Source organism: Streptomyces sp. NPDC002520 (genome assembly GCF_053595235.1).
Genome location: NZ_JBSFXG010000025.1, coordinates 47082 through 69946 on the forward strand (window position 1 = coordinate 47082; position 22865 = coordinate 69946).

Here is a 22865-nt window from a genome sequence, read left to right on the forward strand (position 1 = left end):
CCCGGCCGACCCGACCCCGTCGGCCGACCACCCCCCAGACGAAAGAGGTGTTCCGCCATGGACATCCGTGCTCTCGGTTATCTGCGCCTGGAGACCACCAAGCTCGCCGAGTGGCGTACCTACACCCTCGACGTCCTCGGCATGGTGGAGGCCTCCGGCACCACCGAGGACACCCTCTGCCTGCGCATCGACGACCGCGCGTACCGCCTCGTCATCCAGGCGGGCTCGTCGGACCGGCTGCTGGCGGCCGGCTGGGAGGTGGCCAACGCCGCAGCGCTGGCGCAGGCCACCGAGGAGCTGGAGGCGGCCGGTGTCGCCGTCAAGCCGGCCGACGCCGCCGAACTCGCCGAGCGCCGTGTGCAGGGCCTGATCCACGTCAGCGACCCGGCGGGCAACCCGCTGGAGATCTACTGGGGCCAGGCGATGGACCACACCCCGCTCGGCACGCCGTACGGCAACCGGTTCGTCACCGGCGACCTGGGCCTCGGCCACGTCGTGCTGCCGGTGCCGGGCATCGAGGCCGCGCTGGACTTCTACGAGAACCTGCTCGGCTTCCAGCTGCGCGACTCGATGAAGCTGCCCCCGCAGGCCGTCCCGACCGCCACCGAGCAGCGGGACTTCCACTGGATGCACTTCCTCAGCCCCAACGGCCGCCACCACAGCCTGGGTCTGTACCCCGGCGCGCTGCCCCCCGGCATCGTGCACTTCATGGTGGAGCTGGAGACCCTCGACGACGTCGGCCGCGGCCTGGACCGCATGAACGCCGCCGGCATCCCGATCGCCTCCAGCCTCGGCCGGCACACCAACGACCACATGGTGTCGTTCTACGCCCAGGCCCCCGGCGGATTCCAGGTCGAGTACGGCTGGGACGGACTGGTCGTCGACCCGGCCAAGTGGGTGGCCAAGGAGATCACCGCCGACAGCTTCTGGGGCCACCAGTGGAACGGCTGACCGGCCCCCGTATCGAAGCGGCCGACTTCCGGGACGTCCTCGGCCGCTTCGCCAGCGGCATCACGGTGGTGGCTGCTCTCGACGGGGGCGAGCCGGTCGGGTTCGCCTGCCAGTCCTTCGCCTCGCTCTCCCTCGATCCGCCGCTGGTCATGCTCGCCGTCGGCAAGTCGTCGACCAGCTGGCCGAGGATCGAGCGGGCCGGCCGCTTCTCCGTGACCATCCTCGCCGAGGACCAGCGGGAGATCTGCGCGGCACTGGGCCGCAGCGGCCCGGAGAAGTTCACGGGCGTGCCCTGGAGCGTCGGCGAGAACGGCACGGCGCGCATCGACGGCGCCCTGGCCGTCGTGGAGTGCGACCTGCACGCCGTGCACGAGGCCGGTGACCACTACATCGTCACCGGCCGGGTGATCGGCCTCGACGCCCGCGAGGACGGACGCCCGCTGCTGTACTTCCGCAGCTCCTACGCCGCGGGAGCCTTCTGATGCCGATCGACGTCGACAAGGCGACCTCCGCGCCGCCGGTCCGCGCCGACGTCGCCTGGGACGACCGCGACGTGCGCCTGTACCACCTGGCGCTCGGCGCGGGCGCCCCGGAGACCGACCCGGCCGAACTGCGGTACGTGTACGAGCGGCACGCGCAGGGGCTCCAGGTGCTGCCCACCTTCGGGGTGGTGGCCGGCGGCACCGGGGGAGTGGGCTTCCAGGTCTTCGACCTGCCCGGCGTGGACATCGACCTGGCCTCCGTGCTGCACGGGGGCCAGGAGATCACCGTGCACCGCCCGCTCCCGGCCGCCGCCCGGGGGACGACCGTCACCCGGGTCCCGGCCGTGTACGACAAGGGAAAGGCCGCCGTCATCGTCCAGGAGTCCACCCTCCTCGGCGAGGACGGCGAGCCGCTGATCACCCAGCGCAACCACATCTTCGTCCGCGGCGAGGGCGGCTTCGGCGGGGACCGCGGTCCCTCCGACCGCCTCCCCGCCCCGGACCGGGAGCCCGACCTGCTGCTGGAGATTCCCACGCTCCGCCAGCAGGCGCTGCTCTACCGGCTCACCGGGGACTTCAACCCGCTGCACGCCGACCCCGCCACCGCCCGCGAGGCCGGCTACGACCGCCCGATCCTGCACGGACTGTGCACCTTCGGAATCGCGGTCAAGGCCGTCACCGACCACCTGCTCGGCGGGGACGCCGCCCGCGTCACGCAGCTGCGCACCCGGTTCTCGGGGGTGTTCTTCCCCGGCGAGACCCTGCGGCTGCGCGTCTGGGACACCGGCGACGGTCACCGGCTGACGGCGACGTCCGCGGACCGCGACGACGCGCCGGTCCTCACCGACGTCCGCGTCACCGCATCCTGAGCCCCGCCCGCCCCCCTGAACCCGGCTCGCACCGCGAGACCTGCCCCACCCCTCGATCGGAGAGGACCGCACAACCGCATGAGCACCGACTGGGACCACACGTACGACGTGGTGGTGGTCGGTTCCGGCGCCGCCGGGATGGCCGCGGCCATCACCGCCCGGCTGCGCGGACTGACCGCCCTCGTGGTGGAGAAGACCGACCGCTACGGCGGAGCGACCGCCCTGTCCGGCGGCGCGATCTGGGTGCCGAACAACTTCCACCTGGACGCCGCCGGACTCGGCGACACCCCCGAGAAGGCCCGCGCCTACCTCGACGCCACCGTCGGCGACCGGGTCCCCGAGGCCCGCAAGGACGCCTACGTCAAGCACGGGCCGCGGATGGTACGGGAGTTCCACGACCACACGGCCGTGAAGTTCGTCTACACCCCCGGCTACTCCGACTACTACCCCGAGCGGCTCGGCGGCTACCCGCAGGGCCGGTCAGTCGAACCGCAGATCTTCGACTTCAACCAGCTCCCGCCCGAGCAGCGACAGACCATGCGCCGGGCCGGGCTGCCCACCTTCGGACTCACCATCACCTCCAAGGACTTCCGCCAGCTCAACATGGTCGGACGCACCTGGGGCGGCAAGCGGACCTCGATGAAGGTCGGCGCCCGCGCGGTGGGCGCCCTGCTCACCCGGCGCAAGCTCCTCTCCCTCGGCGAGGCGCTGATCGCCCGGATGCGGCAGTCGCTGGACCGCCTCGGCGGTGAGCTGTGGCTGTCCGCTCCGCTGACCGGCCTGGTCGAGGAGGACGGACGGGTCGCCGGCATCCGGATCACCCTCCCCCAGTCTCGACTTCGCTCGACCGGGGGGACCCCCACCGGCCGCGACCTCGCGATCCGGGCGACCGGCGGCGTGGTCATCGCCTCGGGCGGCTTCTCGCGCAACCAGCAACTGCGCGAGAAGTACCTGCCGTCGCCGACCTCCACGGAGTGGACCAACACCCCCGAGGGCCAGATGGGCGACGCCCTGGAACCCGCCCTCGCGCTCGGTGCCGGCCTCGACCTGATGGACCGCGTGTGGGGCGCGCCGTCCGTGGTGCCGCCCGACGGCAGGCCGTTCTTCCTCGTCGCCGACCGCGGCATCCCCGGCATGGTGATCGTCAACCAGGCGGGCGAGCGCTACGCCAACGAGGCCGCGCCGTACCACGAGTTCGTCGACGCGATGTACGCGGCCGACCGGCCCGACGCCTCCGCGGTGCCGTCCTGGCTGATCCTCGACGCCACCTCCAAGGCGCGCTACCTGTTCCTCGGCCTGTTCCCGGGACAGCCGTTCCCCAAGCCGTGGCTGGAGAGCGGGTTCGTCAAGAAGGCCGCCACCGTCGAGGACCTCGCCGAGCAGACCGGCATGCCCGCGGCAGGGCTGCGCGCCACCCTCGACCGCTTCAACGGCTTCGCCCGCGTCGGCCACGACGAGGACTTCCGGCGCGGCGAGAGCGTCTACGACCGCTATTACGGCGACCCGACGCTGCGCAATCCCAACCTGGCGCCACTCGAAAAGGCCCCGTTCTACGCCATCCCGGTCCACCCCGGCGACATCGGCACCAAGGGCGGCCTGGTCACCGACGACACCGCGCGGGTGCTGCGGGAGGACGGCACGGTGATCGAGGGCCTGTACGCCTCCGGCAACGTCTCGGCCGCGGTGATGGGCGAGACGTACCCGGGACCCGGCGCGACCATCGGCCCCGCCATGACCTTCAGCTGGCTCGCCGTCAACCACATCGCGGGAGCGTGAGCGGCACACACGCCGACACCGCACGCGCGTGACCCCCGTGACGCGCGTGCCCCCCGTGACGCACAACGCCCGCCGCGGCGGCCTCCTCCCGTGTTCCACGGGATCGGGTCCGCCGCGGCGGGCGTTCGTTCACGACGGTTCGACGCGCGATCCGAGGGCGTCGCGCAGCGCGTGCGCCGCCTCGGTGAGCGCCTGTTCGGCCTCCGGCAGCAACCCGCGCAGACCCAGGAAGCCGTGGAACATGCCGGGCCACACCCGCACCTGGGGCGCGGCGCCGGCCGCCTCCAGGCGCTGTGCGTAGGCCAGCGCGTCGTCGCGCAGCGGATCGCACTCGGGCAGCAGGACGACCGCCGGAGGCAGGCCGGCCAGGTCGGCGGCGAGACCGGGGGAGGCGTACGGATGCGCGCCGTCCCCCGCGGCGCCCAGGTACTGCTCCCAGTACCAGCGCATGTGGGCCGTCGTGTGGAAGAAGCCCCGCTCGTACGTCGTGTACGAGCCGGTCTCCATCCGGTGGTCCAGGACCGGGTACGCCAGCAGCTGCGCCGCGATGTCCGGTCCGCCGCGGTCCCGTGCCATCAGGGTCACGGCCGCCGCGAGGTTGCCCCCGCTGCTGTCGCCCGCGACGGCCAGCCGGCCGGCGTCCCAGCCCAGCCGGGACGCGTGCGCGGACACCCAGGCGGTGACCGCGTACGCGTCCTCGGCGGCCGACGGGAAGCGGTGCTCGGGAGCGAGGCGGTAGTCCACCGAGACCACCACCGCGCCGGTCAGGAAGGCCAGTTCGCGGCAGAGGTCGTCGTGGGTGTCGAGAGAGCACAGGACCCAGCCGCCGCCGTGGAGGAAGACCACCACGGGCGGCGCCGCATCCGGGTCCGCCACCGGTTCGTAGATCCGTACCGGCACGTCGGGCGCGCCCGACGGACCGGGCACGGACCGGTCGTGCACGCGGGGCAGCTCGCGCTGCGGCCGCGCCCCCGCACCGGCCGCGGCGGCCTTGCGGATCACGGCCGGCTCGACCGGACCGAGGGCGGGATCGGGGAAGCCCGCCGACATGGCGTCGGCGAGCTCTCGGGCACGTGGGGTGAGGGGGTCGTTCACTGGGCGGTCAGCCCGCCGTCGATGGCGAACTCGGCTCCGGTGACGTACGACGACGCGTCCGACACCAGATAGAGCACGAGCTCCGCGACCTCCTCGGGACGCCCCGCCCGGTGCAGCGGCACGTTCGGCCACTCGCGCTCCCCGACGTCCCCGCCGAGCGCGCCCGCGATCATCGGGGTGTCGACCATGCCGGGGTGCACGGAGTTGACCCGGATGCGGTGCCGGGCCAGGTCCAGGGCCGCGGACTTGGTGAGTCCGCGCAGACCGAACTTGGTGGCTCCGTAGGAGGCGTGGCCGACGATGCCGACCAGGCCGGCGGTGGAGGAGATGTTGACGATCGACCCGCCGTCGCCGCCCGCGCGCATGGCCGGGACGACGGCCTGGATGCCGAGGAACGGGCCCACGAGGTTCACCTGCAACAGCCGCTGCAGGTTGTCCTCGGTCTCCTCCTCGATCGGCGCGGTACGCCACAGCGCCGCGTTGTTGACCAGAGCGTCGATCCGGCCGAAGGCGTCGAGCCCGGCCTGGACCACCTGCTGCCAGCCGGCCGCGTCCGTCACGTCGTGCGTGACGAACAGGCCCTGGTCGCCGAGCTCCTCGGCGACCGAACGGCCCTCCTCCTCCCGTACGTCCGTGAGGACCACGCGCGCGCCGTGCTCCGCGAACAGCCGTGCCTCGGCGGCTCCTTGGCCGCGTCCCGCACCGGTGACGACGACGGTCCTGCCGTCGAGTCGCCCGGTCATCACGCCGACTCGTTCTCGAGCGCGCGGAAGTGCGGGATGACCGTCTCGCCCCACTGGCGGATGGTCTCCATGCACGCCTCCTGCGGCACGGTGCCCATCTGGATCAGGCACATGACCTCGTCGACGCCTATCTGACGCAGCTGTTCGACGTAGGCGATGGCGGTCTCGGCCGAGCCGTAGGCGTGCTTGGCGTTGAACTGGCCGGTGTCGGCGGGCCGGACGGGGACCTTCGCCTCGTGCAGCTTGGCGACCAGCGCCTCGCGGTCCTGCTCCATCGCGGCGACGTGATCCTCGTTCTCGTCGTAGCCGGTGGGTGCCGGGCCGTTGCCGTACCAGTGCGCGATGGACTCGGCGAAGAACCGCTGCCCACGGGTGCCGATCCGGTACGCCGCGTCGGCGTCGTCCAGCACGATCGTCGGGCACAGCGCGGAGAAGTGGTCGTTGACCTCGGTGGAGACGAGGCGGTCACCGGTGCGGGTGGCGATGGCCTCGTCGTAGATCTTGCGCATCTCGCGCACGTCGTCGGCGCCGGCGAAGCCCAGCACCAGCGCGCCGATGCCCAGTTCGGCGGCGAGCTTGAGGGTGTCGTGCTTGCTGCAGGCCATGAACAGAGGCGGGTGCGGGTCCTGGACGGGACGGGGCAGGATGGCGCCGGGGCCGATGTCGATCGACCCGTGCCACTCGAACCGCTCCTCGCGCCAGGCGTTGCTGAAGATCCGCAGCGCCTCCTCCATCTGCGGGTAGGTGTCCTCGGGGTTCACCCCGTACATGGACATCTCCTGCCTGGTCGCGCCTCGGCCGGCGCCGATGTCGACGCGGCCGCCGGAGAGCACGTCGAGCATGGCGGCGCGCTCGGCGACCCGCACCGGGTGCTGGTAGCCGAACGGCATGGTGACCACGCCGTGGCCGATGCGGATGCGCTCCGTACGCGCCGCCACCCAGGTGAGGAAGATCTCGGACGCGCTCATGTGCGCGTACTGCGTCAGTGCGTGGTGCTCGACCGCCCAGACCCGGTCGAAGCCCATCTGATCGGCAAGGACGGCCTGTTCGACGCAGTCATGGAAGAGCCGGCGCTCTCGCTCGGGGGTGGGGTCGGCGATCTGCGCCTCGAAGATCATCGAAAACTTCACGGCGGACTCCTCTGGTATTTCGGATCGAAATACTTCTAGCAGGAATACCGAGTCGAGGGAAGGACGACAGGAGGAGTCGAGGGCAGGACGACGGGTGGAAGGGGCGGGCCGGTGCTCGGGTGTCTCCCACCGCTCCCGCTCAGCGGGAGAACCCGGTTCAGTTCCCGGGCAGGGGAACGTACGGTCCTCGCACCGCCGCACGCTGCACCGCGAGGAGAGGACTGCGATGACGGATCTTCGGGGCAAGACGGTGCTCGTCACCGGGGGAGCGCGCGGGCTCGGCGCGGAGGCCGGCCGGCTGGCCGTCGAGGCCGGCGCCCGGGTGGTGCTCACCGACCTGCTCGACGACGAGGGCCGCACCACCGCCGAGAAGCTCGGGGACGCCGCCCGGTTCGTCCGGCACGACGTCACCTCCGAGGAGGACTGGCGGCGCGTGGCCGCCTACGCGGTCGAGGAGTTCGGCGGCGTCGACGGCCTCGTCAACAACGCGGGCATCTCCGGCGGTTCACACCTGCTTCAGGAGCAGACGGTCGAGGACTTCCGGCGGGTGATCGACATCAACCTCACCGGTGTCTTCCTCGGCATGCGCACCGTGATCCCGCTGATGAGGGAGCGCGGCGGCGGCTCGATCGTCAACATCTCCTCGGCGGCGGGCCTGATGGGCCTCGCGAAGACCGCCGGCTACGGCGCCGCCAAGTGGGGGGTGCGCGGGCTCACCAAGCTCGGCGCGGTGGAGCTCGGCGCCGAGAGGATCCGCGTCAACTCCGTGCACCCCGGGATGATCTACACCCCGATGACCGCCCACGTCGGCATCGAGCAGGGCGAGGGCAAGTACCCGAACACGCCCATGGGCCGGGTCGGCGAACCTCCGGAGATCGCGGAGGCCGTCGCCTTCCTGCTCTCCGACGCCGCCTCCTACGTCACCGGCGCGGAACTGGCCGTCGACGGCGGATGGACCGTGGGGCCGACGCTCCGGCGGCCCGACGGCAACTGACGTCCCCGTACCGGCACATGACGCCCCCGTACCGGCACATGGCGTCCCACGCCGGCATATGACGCGCCGCACCTCCGCATGATGCCCCGCGCCGACGCATGCCGAAGGGGCAGTACGGAACACAGTCCGTACCGCCCCTTCCGCCGCCCTGGTTCGAGGCCGCCAGGCTGCGGCTGTCCTTGCTCACACAGCCTGGCGACCGGCTCGGTGGGAACGGGAGGGCGTCCCGTCGCGGGTCACACCCGGCTGAGCGGCGCCGTCCTGGAGGTCAGGATGCGGTGGATCAGCCGGGCCCCCGCACGTGCCGTGCGGTTGTCGACGTCGAGGTCCGGGTTGAGCTCGGCGACGTCGACCACGGCCAGCTTCCCGCTCGCCGCGACCGTGGTGCACACGTGCTCGACGACCTCCATCGGCACCCCGTAGGCGGCCGGCGCGCTGACACCGGGCGCCGCGGCGGCCGGGAGCACGTCCAGGTCGATGCTGAGGTGCACGATGTCGCAGCTCGCGAGGAACTCGTCGAGGAACGCGTCCACGCGCGGCAGGTCGAGCAGACCGCACTCGGTGTCCAGCAGGTAGCGCACCCCGAGCTTGTCCGCGGTGTGGAACAGCCGCGTGGTGTTGCTCGGCTGACTCACCCCGAGCACCCAGTAGTTCAGCTCCTGCCCGCGCTGCTCCTCGCCCTGCGCCATCTGCAGGAACGGCGTACCGGAGCTGGGCCGGACGTCGTCGCGCAGGTCGAAGTGCGCGTCGAGGTTCAGCACCCCGAGACGGGCGCCCTCGCGCAGCGCGCGGGTGCCGGACAGGCCCAGGTAGCTGCCGTAGGCCACCTCGTGGCCGCCGCCCAGGACCACCACACGGTGGCCCCGGTCGACGAGCGGGGCGAGGACCTGGCCCAGGCGGTGCTGCCCGAGTTCCAGCTCGCCGTCCGCCACCTCGACGTCACCGACGTCCAGCGCGTGCACCGGCGTCGGCAGGGCCATCGAGGCGAGGGCGCCGCGCAGTGCGCGCGGGCCGCCCGCCGCCCCCTGACGGCCCTTGTTGCGCCGGACTCCCTCGTCACTGCGGAAGCCGACGAACGCGACGTCCCCCGGCTCGGCGTCCTCGGGATCGAGACCGACGACGTGGTGCCAGCGCAGGTTGTCGGCGCCGGGACCGTCGTCCCGGCCCGTCCAGGCCTCGGGCGCCACGTCCGTCGCCGTCGTGACGGTGTCGTCCGTGCTCATCGTGCTCATTCCCCGGCGTTCTCCGCCATCGGGACGCGCACGCCGCGCTGCTCCGCCACGGACGTCGCGTACTCGTACCCGGCGTCCACGTGACGGATGACACCCATGCCGGGGTCGTTGGTCAGCACGCGGGAGAGCTTCTCGGCGGCGAGCTCGGTGCCGTCGGCGATGCAGACCTGGCCGGCGTGGATCGAGCGGCCCATGCCGACACCGCCACCGTGGTGGATGGAGACCCAGGACGCGCCGGAGGAGGTGTTCACCAGGGCGTTGAGCAGCGGCCAGTCGGCGATGGCGTCCGAACCGTCGAGCATCGACTCGGTCTCACGGTACGGCGAGGCGACGGAGCCGGAGTCCAGGTGGTCACGGCCGATGGCGATCGGGGCGGACAGCTCGCCGGAGGCGACCATCTCGTTGAACTTCAGACCGGCGAGGTGACGCTCGCCGTAGCCGAGCCAGCAGATGCGGGCGGGCAGACCCTCGAAGGCCACGCGCTCGCCGGCCATCTTGATCCAGCGGTGCAGGTGCTCGTTCTCCGGGAACAGCTCCATGATGGCCTTGTCCGTGGCCTCGATGTCCTTGGGGTCGCCGGACAGGGCGGCCCAGCGGAACGGGCCGAGGCCCTCCTCGAACAGCGGGCGGATGTGCGCCGGGACGAAGCCGGGGAAGTCGAACGCGCGCTGGTAGCCGGCCTTGCGGGCCTCGTCGCGGATCGAGTTGCCGTAGTCGAAGACCTCGGCGCCCTTGTCGAGGAAGCCGACCATCGCCTCGACGTGCTTGGCCATGGACTTGCGGGAGCGCTCGGTGAAGTCGGCCGGGTCCTTGCGGGCCTGCTCGTGCCACTCCTCCACGCTCACGCCGATGGGGAGGTAGGACAGCGGGTCGTGCGCCGAGGTCTGGTCGGTCACGATGTCGATGGGCGCGTCCATCTCCAGCAGCTTCGGGAAGATCTCCGCGGCGTTGCCGGTGAGGCCGATGGACAGCGGCTTGCGGGCGTCCCGGGCCTCGATGGCGAGCTGGAGCGCGTGGTCCAGGTTGTCCGCCGCGACGTCGAGGTAGCGGTGGGCGATGCGGCGCTCGATGCGGGTGGGGTCGACGTCGACGCAGATGGCGACACCGTCGTTCATGGTCACGGCGAGCGGCTGGGCGCCGCCCATGCCGCCGACGCCGGCGGTGAGGGTGATGGTGCCGGCGAGCGTCCCGTTGAACTTCTTGCGGGCGACGGCACCGAAGGTCTCGTAGGTGCCCTGCAGGATGCCCTGGCTGCCGATGTAGATCCAGGAACCGGCGGTCATCTGGCCGTACATGGTCAGGCCCTGCGCCTCCAGGCGGCGGAACTCCTCCCAGTTGGCCCAGTCGCCGACCAGGTTGGAGTTGGCGAGGAGCACACGCGGCGCCCACTCGTGGGTGCGCATGACGCCGACCGGCTTGCCGGACTGGACGAGGAGCGTCTCGTCGTTCTTGAGCGTCTTCAGGGTGCGCACGATGGCGTCGTAGGACTCCCAGTTACGGGCGGCCTTGCCGGTACCGCCGTAGACGACCAGCTCCTCCGGGTGCTCGGCGACCTCGGCGTCGAGGTTGTTCATGAGCATGCGCAGGGCGCCTTCCTGCTGCCAGCCGAGGCAGTTCAGGTCGGTGCCGCGGGGGGCGCGGATGTTACGGGGCTCTGGGGAAACGCCGGCCATGCTGATGCCTCCTGGAGGGGGATGTCGAACCGAATGGGGGTGTCGAACCTTGTTCCGTGCACCCATGACACGCGACGGGCGCAAGGGGGGCGAGCAGGTTCCGCCGGATTTCTCGGATCCGAGAAACCGGATCCGCGAAACCGGGTGCGCGGACCCCGGGACATCGGCTCGGATCCGGCTGGGCAGACCCCGCGAAAGGCGTCTCCCCTAGAATTTTTCCGACGAGAGTCCGCTCGGCGGGCATGGGGGGAGCGAGGGTGACGAGGATGGTGAACGGCGTGGTCGTGAGGGGTGCGGACCTCGCCCGGCTGTACGAGGAGCGGACCGCGGCGTCGGCTCCCGCGTACCAGCGGGTGAAGGACCTCGTGACCGAGCAGATCACCAGCGGTCGCTGGCGCCAGGGCGACGCCCTGCCGTCGGAGAACCAGTTCGTCGAGTCGCTCGGACTGTCCCGCATGACGATCAACCGGGCGCTGCGCGAGCTGACCGCGCAGGGCCTGCTCCGGCGCGTCATGGGTGTGGGCACCTTCGTGGCCCTGAACAAGGGCAGTTCCGGCCTGGTCGAGGTGCACAACATCGCAGACGAGGTCCGCCGTCGCGGGCACCGCTATCGCGCCCGGGTGCTGGCCCTGTGCGAGGAGGAGGCGGCGCCGAAGGTGCGCGGCCAACTCGGCCTCGGCGAGCGGCAGACCGTCTTCCGGTCCCGGGTGGTGCACTTCGAGGACGACGTGGCGATCCAGCTGGAGGACCGGTACGTCAACCCGGACTTCGCCCCCGGCTACCTGGAGCAGGACTTCACCCTGCGCACGCCGTTCACGTTCCTCTCCGAGGTCGCGCCGCTGGGCAAGGGGGAACACATCGTGGAGGCGGTACTTCCGTCGGTGGAGGAGTGCGCGATCCTCGGCGTCGAGGCGTCGGAGCCGTGTCTGCTCATCCAGCGCCGCACCTGGTCGCAGGACGCGCTCGTGAGCATCGCGCGGCTGCTGCACCCCGGTTCCCGCTACCGCCTCGAGGGCACGTTCGACACGCACTGACCGCGAGCCGCACGGCTCACGTGCCGCAAGCCGCAAGCCGCAAGCCGCAAGCCGCAAGCCGTACGGCTCACGTGCCGCAAGCCGCACGGCTCACGTAGGGCAAAGAGCTGTGCCGCTACGGCAGAAGCGTCATGTCACGTGCGCGGACATCCCGTCCCCGGGGACCGGGTCCTGCGTCCCCCGGCCGCCCGCCGGACCCGAGGGGGCGCGGCCGGACACCGCGGCCGTCAGCCGGGCCGCCCCCTGCTGCAGGACCTCCCGCACATGGTCCGCCTCGTGCCTGCTGTAGTGCCGGCTCCATGTGCTGCTGAGCGCGGCCACGGGGCGCTCGTTGTGGTCGAACGCCGCGACCCCGATCGAGCGCAGCCCCTCGGAGACCAGCTCGATCTCCTCCGACCAGCCGCGCTCCCGGTCCCGCTCCAGCAGGGTGCGCAGCTCGGACAGTGAGCGCGGCCCCTTGCCGGTGCGGGTGACGAGGGCGCCGGGGCGCGGGAAGAGGGCCCGCAGCTGCGCCTCGCCGGAGTGGGCGAGGATCGAACGGCCGCTGGCCGTCAGGTGCGCCGGCAGCCGGACGCCGATGTCGGTGACGAGGGCGACGTCGACGTCGGCTCCCTGGCCTGTGGGCGGACGCTCCTTGAGCAGGTAGACCGTCTCCGCGCCGTACAGGATGCCCAGGTGGACCGGCTGGCCGAGCCGCTGGGCCACGCTGCGCAGGATCGGGCGCGCGAGCCGCTCCAGCGGTTCGTGCCGCAGGTAGGCGGAGCCGATCTCGAAGGAGGAGACGCCGAGTCCGTACGCCTGCTCCTTCGGCACATAGGTGACAAATCCCCGGTCGACCAACACCGAGAGGATGTGGTACACGGACGATCGCGGGATGCCGAGGTCCCGGGCCAGCGCGCCCGCCTGTACCGGGCCCGAACGGGTCGCGAGGTGCAGCAGGATGTCCAGCGCGCGCCCGACCGCGGGAGATGTGCTGCTCGACGTCGTCTCGTGTTCGTTCATTGGTCCACCTATTGACGGGCCTGTATATACAGGAATATACAAGGCCTTCGTTCGTTCTGTGGGCGCAGCGACGGCCGTCGCCGCTGGGGGGCGCCCCTTCCCACTTCTCACCCGTCCGGGACCTCCCGGCCCCAAGGAGGGCACTACGTTGACCAAGGACACGGCGACGACCTTGACCAGGGGACTCAAGTCCCGGCACATCCGCTTCCTGGCGCTGGGCTCAGCGATCGGGACGGGGCTTTTCTATGGGTCCTCCGAATCCATCAAGGCTGCCGGTCCCGCGGTCCTCCTGGCCTATCTGGTCGGCGGAGCGGCCGTCTTCCTGGTGCTGAGGTCCCTCGGCGAGATGGCCGTGAGCGACCCGGTCGCGGGATCGTTCGGCGAGTACGCCACCAAGTATCTCGGCCCGCTGGCCGGGTTCGCGACCGGATGGACCTACGCCTTCGAGCTGGTCATCGTCTGCCTGGCCGACGTCACCGCGTTCGGCGTGTACATGGGCTTCTGGTTCCCCGACGTACCGCGCTGGATCTGGGTGCTGGCGGTGGTGGGTGTCGTCGGCGTGATGAACCTGTTCAGCGTCAAGGTCTTCGGTGAGCTGGAGTTCTGGCTCTCCCTCGTGAAGGTCGTCGCCATCATCGCGATGATCATCGCCGGTGTGGCGATCCTCGTCCTCGGCATCCACACCGGCAGCGCCCACATCGGGGTGTCGAACCTCTGGAGCAACGGCGGCTTCTTCCCGCACGGAGCCCACGGCGTCATCATGTCCCTGGCCGTGGTGATGTTCGCCTTCGGCGGCACCGAGATCATCGGCGTCACCGCCGGAGAGGCTCAGGACCCCGAGAAGACGATCCCGAGCGCGGTCAACACGATCCCCCTGCGCATCGTGCTGTTCTACGTGCTGACCATCGCGGTGATCATGTCGCTCAACCCCTGGCAGAACGTCGACTCCGCGGGCAGCCCGTTCGTCCAGATCTTCGTCGGCCTCGGCATCAAGTCCGCCGCGACCGTGCTGAACCTGGTGGTCATCACCGCGGCCCTGTCCGCGATCAACAGCGACATCTTCGCCGCCGGACGCATCATGTACGGCATGGCCGAGCGCGGCCAGGCTCCTGCGGCCCTGCGCCGGGTCTCCCGCAACGGCGCCCCGTGGCCGCCCGTGGTCATCATGATGGGCGCGCTGCTCCTCGGCGTCCTGCTGAACTACCTGATGCCGGAGAACGTCTTCGTCGTCATCGCCTCGATCGCGACGTTCGCCACGGTCTGGGTCTGGATGATGATCCTGCTGGCGCAGGTCGCCGCCCGCCGCAAGATGTCCCGCGAGGAGCAGGCCGCACTCAAGTACCCGGCCCCGTTCTGGCCCTACGGCCAGATCGTCGCGATCGCCTTCATGGTCGGCGTGCTGGTGCTTCTCGCCTTCTCCGACAGCACCCGTGTCGCGCTGATCGTCGGCGCCGTCTGGCTGGCACTCCTGTCGGGCGTGTACGTCCTGTGGGCCCGTCCGCGCGGTGCCCGCGCGGACCTCGCCGAGGCCTCCGAGGAGGCCGCGGAGGAGCCCGTACCGGCAGCTCAGAGGTAGTTGCACAGAGGCAACCGCACACCACCCCCGAACACCGATGGGGTCCGTCCGGCCGGGCGGACCCCATCGGTGTTTTCGTACGGCCCGGACCCAAACGTCTGGGATCCCAGACAAGGAGTGCCGAAAGCACCTCGCGAACCCGCTCTGACATCGGGCTTCATCGTCTTATGACTGTTGTTGTGAATGTCGGCCCCCTTTCCGCCGACGACGTTGTTTCCGTCGCCCGTCACGGCGCGCCCGTGGTTCTCGCGGAGGAGGCCCTCAAGGAGATCGCTCGCAGTCGCGAAGTGATCGAGGGTCTGGCCGACGACGTAGTGCCGCACTACGGTGTCTCCACCGGCTTCGGCGCCCTGGCCACGCGCCACATCCCCACCGAGCTGCGCGCCCAGCTCCAGCGCAGCCTCGTGCGTTCGCACGCCGCCGGCTCCGGCCCCGAGGTCGAGCGCGAGGTCATCCGCGCGCTGATGCTGCTGCGCCTGTCCACCCTCGCCACCGGCCGCACCGGCGTCCGCGTCGAGACCGCCCAGGCCTACGCCGACCTCCTCAACGCCGGGATCACCCCGGTCGTGCACGAGTACGGCTCCCTCGGCTGCTCCGGCGACCTGGCCCCCCTCGCGCACTGCGCGCTCGCGATCATGGGCGAGGGCCGGGTCCGTGACGCCCAGGGCGAGCTCAAGCCGGCCGCCGAGGCGCTCGCCGCCGCCGGCATCACCCCGGTCGTCCTCCAGGAGAAGGAGGGCCTGGCCCTCATCAACGGCACCGACGGCATGCTCGGCATGCTCGTCCTCGCCAGCCACGACCTGCGGATGCTGCTGCGCACCGCCGACATCTCCGCGGCCATGAGCGTCGAGGGCCAGCTGGGCACCGACGCCGTCTTCGCCGCCGACCTCCAGGCCCTGCGCCCGCACCCGGGCCAGGCCGCCAGCGCCGCCAACCTGACCGCGCTGCTCGCCGGTTCGGGCATCGTCGCCAGCCACCGCGGCCCCGAGTGCACCCGCGTCCAGGACGCGTACTCGCTGCGCTGCTCCCCGCAGGTCCACGGCGCCGCCCGCGACACCCTCGCCCACGCCGAGCTGGTCGCCTCCCGCGAACTGGCCAGCGCCGTCGACAACCCGGTCGTCACGCTCGACGGCCGCGTGGAGTCCAACGGCAACTTCCACGGCGCGCCCGTGGCCTGCGTCCTGGACTTCCTGGCCATCTCGGTCGCCGACATCGCCTCCGTCGCCGAGCGTCGTACGGACCGCTTCCTGGACGTGGCCCGCAACCACGGCCTGAACGCGTTCCTCGCCGACGACCCGGGCGTCGACTCCGGCCACATGATCGCCCAGTACACCCAGGCCGCGATCGTCTCGGAGCTCAAGCGCCTGGCCGCCCCGGCCTCCGTCGACTCCATCCCCTCCAGCGCCATGCAGGAGGACCACGTGTCGATGGGCTGGTCCGCCGCCCGCAAGCTGCGCCGCGCCCTCGACGGGCTCACCCGCGTCATCGCCGTGGAGCTCTACACCGCCGCCCGCGCCCTGGACATGCGCGCCCCGCTGACGCCGTCTCCGGCCACCGCCGCGGTGCGTGACGGGCTGCGCGAGGTCGTCGAGGGCCCCGGCACGGACCGCTGGCTCGCCCCCGAGATCGAGGAGGCCGTCCAGTACGTCGCCTCCGGCCGCGCCCTGGCCGCCGCCGAGTCCAAGGCCGGCCCGCTGCAGTAAGGGCCGGCCTCTCGGAGGCCGCCCGAACGGGGAAACCGGCAACGGCCCCGGCACACCGCTCGCGGTGCGCCGGGGCCGCGGCCGTTCTCGCGCCCACAGAGCCTCTACGGCGTGCTCACGACGTCCCACGCGGTGCGTCGGCCACTCCGCCGATACGGCGGCTCAGCTCCCGTGCGGTGCGGGCCACTTCCGCGGCGATCCGCTGCTGCTGCTCCGGATCCACGTCCTCGGCCGGGAAGGTGACCGCCACGCCCGCGACGGGGTGGGCGCTGTGATCGAGAACGGAGGCGGCGACCGACGAGAAGCCCGGCGTCACCTCTCCCTCCTCCGTCGCGTACCCGCGCCGCCGTACCTCCACGAGGAGGTTGCGGAGCGCGGACAGCGAGGTGGGCCCGAGCCCGTGGCGCAGGACGAACGCCGAGGGGTCGGGGAACAGGGCGCGCACCTGCGCCTGCCCGAGACGCGCCAGCACGGCCCGGCCGCTGGCGGTGAGGTGCGCCGGCAGCCGGACGCCGACCTCGGTGACCAGCGGTGCGCGTCCCGGCGGCCGCTCCTCGATGACGTAGATCACCTCGCGGCCGTGCAGCACGGCCAGGTGCGCGTTGAACCCGGTGCGGTCCACGAGCTGCGCCAGCGGGACCCGCGCCAGCCGCTGGAACGGTGCCTGGCGGCTGTATCCGGAGCCCAGCTCGAAGGCGCTGACCCCCAGCCCGTACCGCCGTTCCTCCGGCAGGTGCACGACGAAACCGTCGCGGGCCAGGGTGTCGAGCAGGTGATAGGTCGTCGAGCGGGGCAGCCCCACGTCGCGGCTGATGGCCGCGGCCGGCACCGGACCGGCCTGGGCGGCGAGGTAGCGCAGGACGGCGAGCACTTGCGCGGCGGCGGGGACCGTGGACATGTCGCGAGCGTACGTCCGTCCCGAAAGCCTGATGCGGCCCCGCCCCGGGGCGTCTGGGATACGAGACGAATTGCGCCCCATGGGCGTAGCACCAGAGCCGTGACCTGGTGCTTCATGGAACCCATGGCAGAAACCGCCGAACCGGCCGATGCGGCCGGCGGCACCGGTCGACACCCTGCGGCACCGGTCGACGCCCCGCGGCACCGGCCGACGCGGTCGCCGTGGCGCGCCGCGCCTCCCACGTCCGCCTCACCGCTGTCCGACGGGCGGGCGGCCGCCCTCCCGGACCTGCGTGAGCAGGGGCCCGAAGGAAGCGCGGCGCCCCGTCCGGCGCCCCTCACCGTCCGTCCGAACCGTTTGCGCCAACCCCGTATGAAGGGAACAGAGATGGGTGACTCCGCCACCGAGGCGGCAACCCGGTCCACCGATTTGCTGACCGCAGGTGTGTACAACAGCGTCCGGCAGCTGCGCGCCGACGCCTGGAGCGCGCTGGCGGAACTGACGCGTCGACTGAGCCTCGACCCGAGCGCCGGCACCTGCGCCAAGGAGCTGACCGAACAGCTGGAGGACATGTTCCAGCTGCTGGCACCGATCGAGAACTGCTGGGCCTTTCCGGGCCGGGCGGGCCTCGACGAACTGCGCCGGCTCCACAGGACCGGGGACCGGCACCGGCTGGCGGAACGCGCGGACGACCTGAACCAGGCCCTCGGCACGGACACCTACCGGGACGCCGCCCAGGCGCCGGGGCACCCGGAGGACCCGGCCGCCGAGGAACTGCCCGCCGTGCACGACCCGGCGGCCAAGCCGTACTTCGAAGTGCTCGTCGTCGGAGACCTCGACGAGACGGAGGAGCAGGCGCTGCGCGACGAACTGCGCCACCTGCGCCGCGACGAGGACGAGTTCGTCTACGACCTCGTCGTCGCCCCCAGCTTCGAGGACGCGGTGATCGCGTCGCTGGTCAACTCCAGTCTGCAGGCCGTCGTCATCCGCAGCCGGTTCGCCAACCGGTCCCGGCACGACCTGCACGTGGTGCGGCGGTTCTTCGAGGGAACCGCCGCCGAGGCCGTCCCGGAGGAGGACCGGTTCGAGCACCGGGCCCAGGCCCTCGGCGCCCGGCTGCTGGAACTGCGGCCGGAGCTGGACCTCTACCTGATGGCCGAAGGGGCCGTCGAGCGGACCGCCGGCACGCTCGGCCGGGGCTTCGCACGGGTCTTCCACGCCCGGGAAGGTCTCCTGGAACTCCACCTGTCGATCCTGAACGGCATCGGCGAGCGCTACACGGCACCGTTCTTCAGCGCCATCCGGGCGCACAGCCGGCGCCCCACGGGCGTCTTCCACGCCCTGCCCATCTCCCGCGGCACCTCGGTGGTCTCCTCCCACTGGATCCCGGAGATGGCCCGCTTCTACGGGCTCAACATCTTCCTCGCCGAGACCTCCGCCACCTCCGGCGGCCTGGACTCGCTGCTGGAGCCCACGGGCCCGCTGCGGGAGGCCCAGGACCTCGCGGCCCGCGCGTTCGGCGCCCGGCAGACGTACTTCGTCACCAACGGCACGTCCACCGCCAACAAGGTCGTCGTACAGGCCCTGGTCAAGCCGGGCGACATCGTGCTGGTGGACCGCAACTGCCACAAGTCCCACCACTACGGGCTGATGCTCGCCGGCGCCCACGTCGTCTACCTCGACGCCTATCCGATGGACCAGTACGGCATGTACGGCGCCGTGCCCCTGGAGGAGATCAAGCGGAAGCTGCTCATGCTGCGCCGCGAGGGCCTGCTGGACCGCGTCAAGCTCCTCCTGCTCACCAACTGCACCTTCGACGGGATCGTCTACAACCCCTCCCGCGTGATGGAGGAGTGCCTGGCCCTCAAGCCGGACCTCGCCTTCCTCTGGGACGAGGCCTGGTTCGCGTTCGCCCGCTTCCACCCCGTCTACCGCCGCCGCACCGCCATGGCCGCGGCCCGCGAGCTGACCGGCCGCTACCGGGACGCGGACTACGCCGAGCGGTACGCCGAGCACCGGGAGAGCCTCGGCGAGGACCCGGACGACGAGACCCTGCTCGCCACCCGTCTGATGCCGGACCCGGACGGCGTCCGCGTCCGGGTGTACGCCACCCAGTCGACGCACAAGACCCTGACCTCACTGCGCCAGGGGTCGATGATCCACATCTTCGACCAGGACTTCCGGCACAAGGCGGCCGAGACGTTCCACGAGGCGTACATGACGCACACCTCGACGTCGCCGAACTACCAGATCCTCGCCTCGCTCGACCTCGGCCGAAGACAGGCCGAGCTGGAGGGCTTCGAGCTGGTGCAGAAGCAGCTGGAGCAGGCGGGCGTCCTGCGGGACGCGATCGACCAGCACCCGGTTCTCAGCCGCTACCTGCACTTCCTCACCACCCCCGAACTCATCCCCGCCCGGTTCCGCTCCTCCGGCACGGACCAGCCGCTGCGCACCGGGCTGGCGAAGATGGCGGCCGCCTGGGAGGACGACGAGTTCGTCCTCGACCCGACCCGGGCGACCCTCCACATCGGCCGTACGGGCATCGACGGCGACACCTTCAAGCACGAACATCTCATGGACCGTTACGGCGTCCAGGTCAACAAGACCACGCTCAACACGCTGCTGTTCATGACCACCATCGGCACCACGCGCAGCGCCGTCGCCTACCTCATCGAGGTCCTCGTCAAGATCGTCGAGGAACTCGAGGAGAGCATCGAGGAGATGAGCCCCCGCGAGCGGGCCCTGCACCAGCGCAGGCGCGCCGTCCTCCAGGCCGGGTCCGCCGCGCTGCCGGACTTCAGCGCGTTCCACACCGCGTTCCGGCCGGGCGCCGACACGCCGGAGGGCGACCTTCGCGAGGCGTTCTTCCTGGCGTACGACGACAGCAAGGTCGAGTACCTGACGGCCGACGAGATCGCCATGGCCATGGAGAGCGGACGCGAGGTCGTCTCGGCCACCTTCGTCACGCCGTATCCTCCGGGATTCCCGGTGCTCGTGCCGGGCCAGATCGTCAACGAGGCGGTGCTGCGGTACATGGGAGCGCTCGACACGCGTGAGATCCACGGATACCGGCCCGAGACGGGGTACCGGGTGTTCACCGAGGCTGCGCTGAAGGAGCGGACGGCATGACGACAGGAGCGGACACCGTGGCGGAAGGCGCGGGCGGCGCGACGGGCGGACGCGTGCTGCGGTCCCAGGACCGGCCGGCGACGCGCTGGAAGAACGGCGGCGGTCTGACCCGGGAGGTCGCCGCCGACGACGCCATGGCGGGCCTGGACGACTTCGTCTGGCGGGTCAGTCTCGCCGACGTCGCCCAGAGTGGCCCGTTCTCCGCCTTCGCGGGCGTGGACCGGATCATCACCGTCGTCGACGGCGCGGGCATGGAGCTGACCGTGGACGGCGCCGTGCACACCATCGCCGACCCGTACGAGCCCTTCCCCTTCCCGGGCGACGCGGCCACCGACTGCCGGCTGCTCGACGGCGCCATCGTCGACTTCAACGTGATGACCCGGCGCACCCGTGCGTGGGCCCATGTCCGCATGGAGCGCGAGAAGTTCGCCGTCGAACCGCGGACCGGGGTCGTGGTCCTCGTGGTCGTTCTGGAGGGCACCGCGACCGTCGAGGAATCCGGCGTCACCCTCGACCGGTTCGACGCCGTCCAGTTCGAGGGCTCGGACGCGGGCACCCTCCGCGTCGACGGGGTGGCGGCGGTCGTCACCGTCCTCACCACCGACCCCGACTCGTCGGAGGCCGCGCACTGACCGTGGCGTCCGTGCGGACGCCCTGACCGGGGCCGGGGGCCGGAGGCTGGAAAACCGGTACGCGCCGCCGCCGTTCGTTTCCTGCACTCACCATGCGTTCGCGCCGCCGAGGCGAGACCTCGGCGGCGCGTCGCGCGCTCACCGAACGGCGGGGTGCTCGGTGACCTGGCGGCCCGGCGCGGCCGGGTCAACGGCTCCGAGATCCGGGGCGGTTCGGCGGTCGTGACCGCCACCGTGCCGCTGGCCGAACTCTTCGGCTACGCGACCCGGCTGCGCAGCCGCACCCAGGGGCGGGGCACCTTCACCACCCGTCCCGCGGGCTACGAGCAGGCACCGGTGACGGCGCGGGCCCGCTGACCTCGGTCGCCTCGTCGGGCGATCGGGGGTGCGACGACCAGGGCTGAGGTTCCGGTCGCCGTCCCCCCGGCCGCCCCGCCGGAGGCCGGCCAAGTCACGGACTGGGCGCGGTTCTTGGATATCCCTGCACTTCCCCTTGACGAGCGAATCTCCGGAGGTTTAACTCACGTCGTAAATTAAGCCATGAGGGGCTTTCGGGAGTCGAACGCGGTGTCGGCGTCCATGAGCGGCCCTGAAGGTTCTCCACTCCCGGAAAGGGACACCAGGAGCCATGCGCAGCATCAGAGCCGCGGCCGTCGGCGCCGTCACCATGTCTCTCGCCCTCGCGGCCACGGCCTGCGGAGGGGGTTCGTCCAGCGGCGGCGGCTCCGACGCCTCGCCGAAGACGCTCACCTACTGGGCCTCCAACCAGGGCGCCAGCATCGCCGTGGACAAGAAGGTCCTCCAGCCCGAGCTGGACAAGTTCGAGCAGCAGACGGGCATCAAGGTGAAGCTGGAGGTCGTGCCCTGGTCCGACCTGCTCAACCGGATCCTCACCGCGACCACGTCCGGGCAGGGCCCCGACGTGCTGAACATAGGCAACACCTGGAGCGCCTCCCTGCAGGCGACCGGGGCGCTGGTGCCGTGGGACGCCAAGAACTTCGAGAAGATCGGCGGCAAGGACCGCTTCGTCGACTCCGCGCTCGGCTCCACCGGCGCCGAGGGCAAGGACCCGGCCGCGGTCCCCCTGTACTCGATGGCGTACGCCCTGTACTACAACAAGCAGATCCTCGCCGACGCCGGCATCAGCAAGCCCCCGGCCACCTGGGACGAGCTGATCGCCGACGGCAAGAAGATCAAGGCGAAGGGCAAGTCCGTGCTCGGCGCCGAGGGCGCCAACCTCGCCGAGAACATCCACCACGTCTTCGTCTTCGCCAAGCAGCACGACGCCGACTTCTTCACCGCCGACGGCAAGCCGGACTTCACCAACCCCAAGGTCGTCGAGGCCGTCAAGCAGTACGTCGACCTGATGGCCAAGGACAAGGTCATCCCGACCGGCGACGCCGAGTACGCGCAGAACCAGACCGTCAGCGACTTCGCCAAGGGCAAGCAGGCCATGCTGCTGTGGCAGTCCGCCGCCGCCAACCTCAAGTCGCAGGGCATGGCCGACGACGCGTACGGCATCGCCCCCGTGCCCGTGCAGTCCGGCACCCCCGGCACCGGCGCCCAGACCAACTCCATGGTCGCAGGCATCAACATCGCCGTCTTCAAGAACAGCCACAACCTCGACGGCGCCACGAAGTTCGTGAAGTTCATGACCAGCGACGGCGAGCAGAAGATCCTCAACTCGGCCTACACCTCCATCCCGCCGGTGAAGGCCGCCCAGGAGGACGCCGCGTTCAACACGCCGGCCACCGCCGTGCTGAAGAGCACCCTCGCCACCAGCGCCGCCGCGCTGCCGCAGGTGCCCGCCGAGTCGCAGTTCGAGACGGCGGTGGGTACGGCGGTCAAGGACCTGTTCGCCGACGTCGCCGCCGGACGCGCCGTGACCACCGACTCCGTCAAGGCCAAGCTGGAGAAGGCCCAGCAGCAGATGCCGGCGGCCTGAG

Annotated in this window: 18 protein-coding genes and 1 pseudogene; 12 read left to right on the forward strand and 7 right to left on the reverse strand. The window is 71.4% G+C overall.

Translation table 11 applies throughout. The features are described from left to right. Window positions 1-57: 57 nt before the first annotated feature. From ACWD5D_RS29470 to ACWD5D_RS29485, 4 genes are all read left to right on the forward strand, one after another. Window positions 58-951, forward strand: coding sequence for a VOC family protein (locus tag ACWD5D_RS29470; protein WP_451375797.1), 894 nt, complete (start codon window positions 58-60; stop codon window positions 949-951). Beyond that, window positions 939-1433, forward strand: a complete 495-nt coding sequence (locus tag ACWD5D_RS29475) for a flavin reductase family protein (RefSeq protein ID WP_451375798.1) — start codon at window positions 939-941, stop codon at window positions 1431-1433. Before ACWD5D_RS29470 ends, ACWD5D_RS29475 begins: the two co-directional genes overlap by 13 nt. Further along, window positions 1433-2302 (forward strand): MaoC/PaaZ C-terminal domain-containing protein, encoded by an 870-nt coding sequence (locus ACWD5D_RS29480; protein ID WP_451375799.1) that lies wholly within the window; start codon window positions 1433-1435, stop codon window positions 2300-2302. The genes ACWD5D_RS29475 and ACWD5D_RS29480 overlap by 1 nt, the downstream gene beginning before the upstream one ends. 78 nt (window positions 2303-2380) lie before the next feature. Continuing rightward, entirely contained in the window at window positions 2381-4078 is a 1698-nt protein-coding gene (locus ACWD5D_RS29485; protein WP_451375800.1) for an FAD-dependent oxidoreductase, read from the forward strand. A gap of 129 nt (window positions 4079-4207) precedes the next feature. On the opposite strand, the gene ACWD5D_RS29490 is transcribed toward ACWD5D_RS29485, so the two are convergent. Genes ACWD5D_RS29490 through ACWD5D_RS29500 form a run of 3 tightly spaced genes read right to left on the reverse strand, consistent with a single transcriptional unit; the run spans window position 4208 to window position 7046 of the window. Then, window positions 4208-5173, reverse strand: a complete 966-nt coding sequence (locus tag ACWD5D_RS29490; protein ID WP_451375801.1) for an alpha/beta hydrolase — start codon at window positions 5171-5173, stop codon at window positions 4208-4210. Then, complete coding sequence (locus ACWD5D_RS29495) at window positions 5170-5916, reverse strand: glucose 1-dehydrogenase (RefSeq protein WP_451375802.1); 747 nt, start codon at window positions 5914-5916, stop codon at window positions 5170-5172. Before ACWD5D_RS29495 ends, ACWD5D_RS29490 begins: the two co-directional genes overlap by 4 nt. After that, a complete protein-coding gene (locus tag ACWD5D_RS29500) occupies window positions 5916-7046 on the reverse strand; it encodes an LLM class flavin-dependent oxidoreductase (RefSeq protein ID WP_451375803.1) in 1131 nt (376 codons plus the stop codon). Before ACWD5D_RS29500 ends, ACWD5D_RS29495 begins: the two co-directional genes overlap by 1 nt. 226 nt (window positions 7047-7272) lie before the next feature. Between ACWD5D_RS29500 and ACWD5D_RS29505 the strand changes: the two genes are divergently transcribed. Further along, window positions 7273-8040 carry a glucose 1-dehydrogenase gene (locus ACWD5D_RS29505; protein ID WP_451375804.1) on the forward strand — a complete coding sequence of 256 codons (768 nt, stop codon included), beginning with the start codon at window positions 7273-7275 and terminating at the stop codon, window positions 8038-8040. Window positions 8041-8276: 236 nt separating this feature from the next. On the opposite strand, the gene hutG is transcribed toward ACWD5D_RS29505, so the two are convergent. Together hutG and hutU are read right to left on the reverse strand one after the other, a co-directional pair. Beyond that, window positions 8277-9263 carry a formimidoylglutamase gene (gene hutG, locus ACWD5D_RS29510; protein WP_451375805.1) on the reverse strand — a complete coding sequence of 329 codons (987 nt, stop codon included), beginning with the start codon at window positions 9261-9263 and terminating at the stop codon, window positions 8277-8279. A gap of 5 nt (window positions 9264-9268) precedes the next feature. Next, window positions 9269-10945 carry a urocanate hydratase gene (gene hutU, locus ACWD5D_RS29515; protein WP_451375806.1) on the reverse strand — a complete coding sequence of 559 codons (1677 nt, stop codon included), beginning with the start codon at window positions 10943-10945 and terminating at the stop codon, window positions 9269-9271. A 266-nt stretch (window positions 10946-11211) separates the two neighbouring features. On the opposite strand from hutU, the gene hutC reads away from it, so the two are divergent. After that, window positions 11212-11979: a histidine utilization repressor gene (gene hutC, locus ACWD5D_RS29520; RefSeq protein ID WP_451375879.1), complete on the forward strand. Its 768-nt coding sequence runs from the start codon at window positions 11212-11214 to the stop codon at window positions 11977-11979. Window positions 11980-12108: 129 nt separating this feature from the next. Here the strand turns inward: hutC and ACWD5D_RS29525 are convergent, their stop codons facing one another. Next, a complete protein-coding gene (locus tag ACWD5D_RS29525) occupies window positions 12109-12981 on the reverse strand; it encodes an IclR family transcriptional regulator (protein ID WP_451375807.1) in 873 nt (290 codons plus the stop codon). A 148-nt stretch (window positions 12982-13129) separates the two neighbouring features. On the opposite strand from ACWD5D_RS29525, the gene ACWD5D_RS29530 reads away from it, so the two are divergent. Together ACWD5D_RS29530 and hutH are read left to right on the forward strand one after the other, a co-directional pair. After that, complete coding sequence (locus ACWD5D_RS29530) at window positions 13130-14557, forward strand: amino acid permease (RefSeq protein ID WP_451375808.1); 1428 nt, start codon at window positions 13130-13132, stop codon at window positions 14555-14557. Between the two features lie 167 nt (window positions 14558-14724). Next, the gene (gene hutH, locus ACWD5D_RS29535; protein WP_451375809.1) at window positions 14725-16260 is read left to right on the forward strand and encodes a histidine ammonia-lyase; all 1536 of its coding nucleotides are present in this window, start codon (window positions 14725-14727) and stop codon (window positions 16258-16260) included. Between the two features lie 115 nt (window positions 16261-16375). Here the strand turns inward: hutH and ACWD5D_RS29540 are convergent, their stop codons facing one another. Further along, window positions 16376-17158: an IclR family transcriptional regulator gene (locus ACWD5D_RS29540; protein ID WP_451375810.1), complete on the reverse strand. Its 783-nt coding sequence runs from the start codon at window positions 17156-17158 to the stop codon at window positions 16376-16378. Window positions 17159-17545: 387 nt separating this feature from the next. Here ACWD5D_RS29540 and ACWD5D_RS29545 point away from each other — a divergent pair, with 387 nt between their 5' ends. The 4 genes and pseudogenes from ACWD5D_RS29545 to ACWD5D_RS29560 all read left to right on the forward strand — a co-directional run bounded on the left by ACWD5D_RS29545 (window position 17546) and on the right by ACWD5D_RS29560 (window position 22864). Then, window positions 17546-20287, forward strand: coding sequence for an aminotransferase class I/II-fold pyridoxal phosphate-dependent enzyme (locus ACWD5D_RS29545; protein WP_451375811.1), 2742 nt, complete (start codon window positions 17546-17548; stop codon window positions 20285-20287). Beyond that, window positions 20284-20919, forward strand: coding sequence for a HutD/Ves family protein (locus tag ACWD5D_RS29550; RefSeq protein ID WP_451375812.1), 636 nt, complete (start codon window positions 20284-20286; stop codon window positions 20917-20919). The genes ACWD5D_RS29545 and ACWD5D_RS29550 overlap by 4 nt, the downstream gene beginning before the upstream one ends. Before the next feature lie 147 nt (window positions 20920-21066). Further along, window positions 21067-21276, forward strand: a pseudogene (fusA, locus tag ACWD5D_RS29555) (elongation factor G); the annotation flags it as partial. Between the two features lie 271 nt (window positions 21277-21547). Then, a complete protein-coding gene (locus ACWD5D_RS29560) occupies window positions 21548-22864 on the forward strand; it encodes an ABC transporter substrate-binding protein (RefSeq protein ID WP_451375813.1) in 1317 nt (438 codons plus the stop codon). Window position 22865 lies beyond the last annotated feature (1 nt).

Excerpts from the sequence above, each read along its gene's own strand:
- ACWD5D_RS29470 (WP_451375797.1), top strand. The coding sequence starts at position 58 with ATGGACATCCGTGCTCTCGGTTATCTGCGCCTGGAGACCACCAAGCTC.
- ACWD5D_RS29480 (WP_451375799.1), top strand. The coding sequence starts at position 1,433 with ATGCCGATCGACGTCGACAAGGCGACCTCCGCGCCGCCGGTCCGCGCC.
- ACWD5D_RS29485 (WP_451375800.1), top strand. The coding sequence starts at position 2,381 with ATGAGCACCGACTGGGACCACACGTACGACGTGGTGGTGGTCGGTTCC.
- ACWD5D_RS29495 (WP_451375802.1), bottom strand. The coding sequence starts at position 5,916 with ATGACCGGGCGACTCGACGGCAGGACCGTCGTCGTCACCGGTGCGGGA.
- ACWD5D_RS29505 (WP_451375804.1), top strand. The coding sequence starts at position 7,273 with ATGACGGATCTTCGGGGCAAGACGGTGCTCGTCACCGGGGGAGCGCGC.
- hutG (WP_451375805.1), bottom strand. The coding sequence starts at position 9,263 with ATGAGCACGGACGACACCGTCACGACGGCGACGGACGTGGCGCCCGAG.
- hutU (WP_451375806.1), bottom strand. The coding sequence starts at position 10,945 with ATGGCCGGCGTTTCCCCAGAGCCCCGTAACATCCGCGCCCCCCGCGGC.
- hutC (WP_451375879.1), top strand. The coding sequence starts at position 11,212 with ATGGTGAACGGCGTGGTCGTGAGGGGTGCGGACCTCGCCCGGCTGTAC.
- ACWD5D_RS29525 (WP_451375807.1), bottom strand. The coding sequence starts at position 12,981 with ATGAACGAACACGAGACGACGTCGAGCAGCACATCTCCCGCGGTCGGG.
- hutH (WP_451375809.1), top strand. The coding sequence starts at position 14,725 with ATGACTGTTGTTGTGAATGTCGGCCCCCTTTCCGCCGACGACGTTGTT.
- ACWD5D_RS29540 (WP_451375810.1), bottom strand. The coding sequence starts at position 17,158 with ATGTCCACGGTCCCCGCCGCCGCGCAAGTGCTCGCCGTCCTGCGCTAC.
- ACWD5D_RS29545 (WP_451375811.1), top strand. The coding sequence starts at position 17,546 with ATGGGTGACTCCGCCACCGAGGCGGCAACCCGGTCCACCGATTTGCTG.
- ACWD5D_RS29550 (WP_451375812.1), top strand. The coding sequence starts at position 20,284 with ATGACGACAGGAGCGGACACCGTGGCGGAAGGCGCGGGCGGCGCGACG.
- ACWD5D_RS29560 (WP_451375813.1), top strand. The coding sequence starts at position 21,548 with ATGCGCAGCATCAGAGCCGCGGCCGTCGGCGCCGTCACCATGTCTCTC.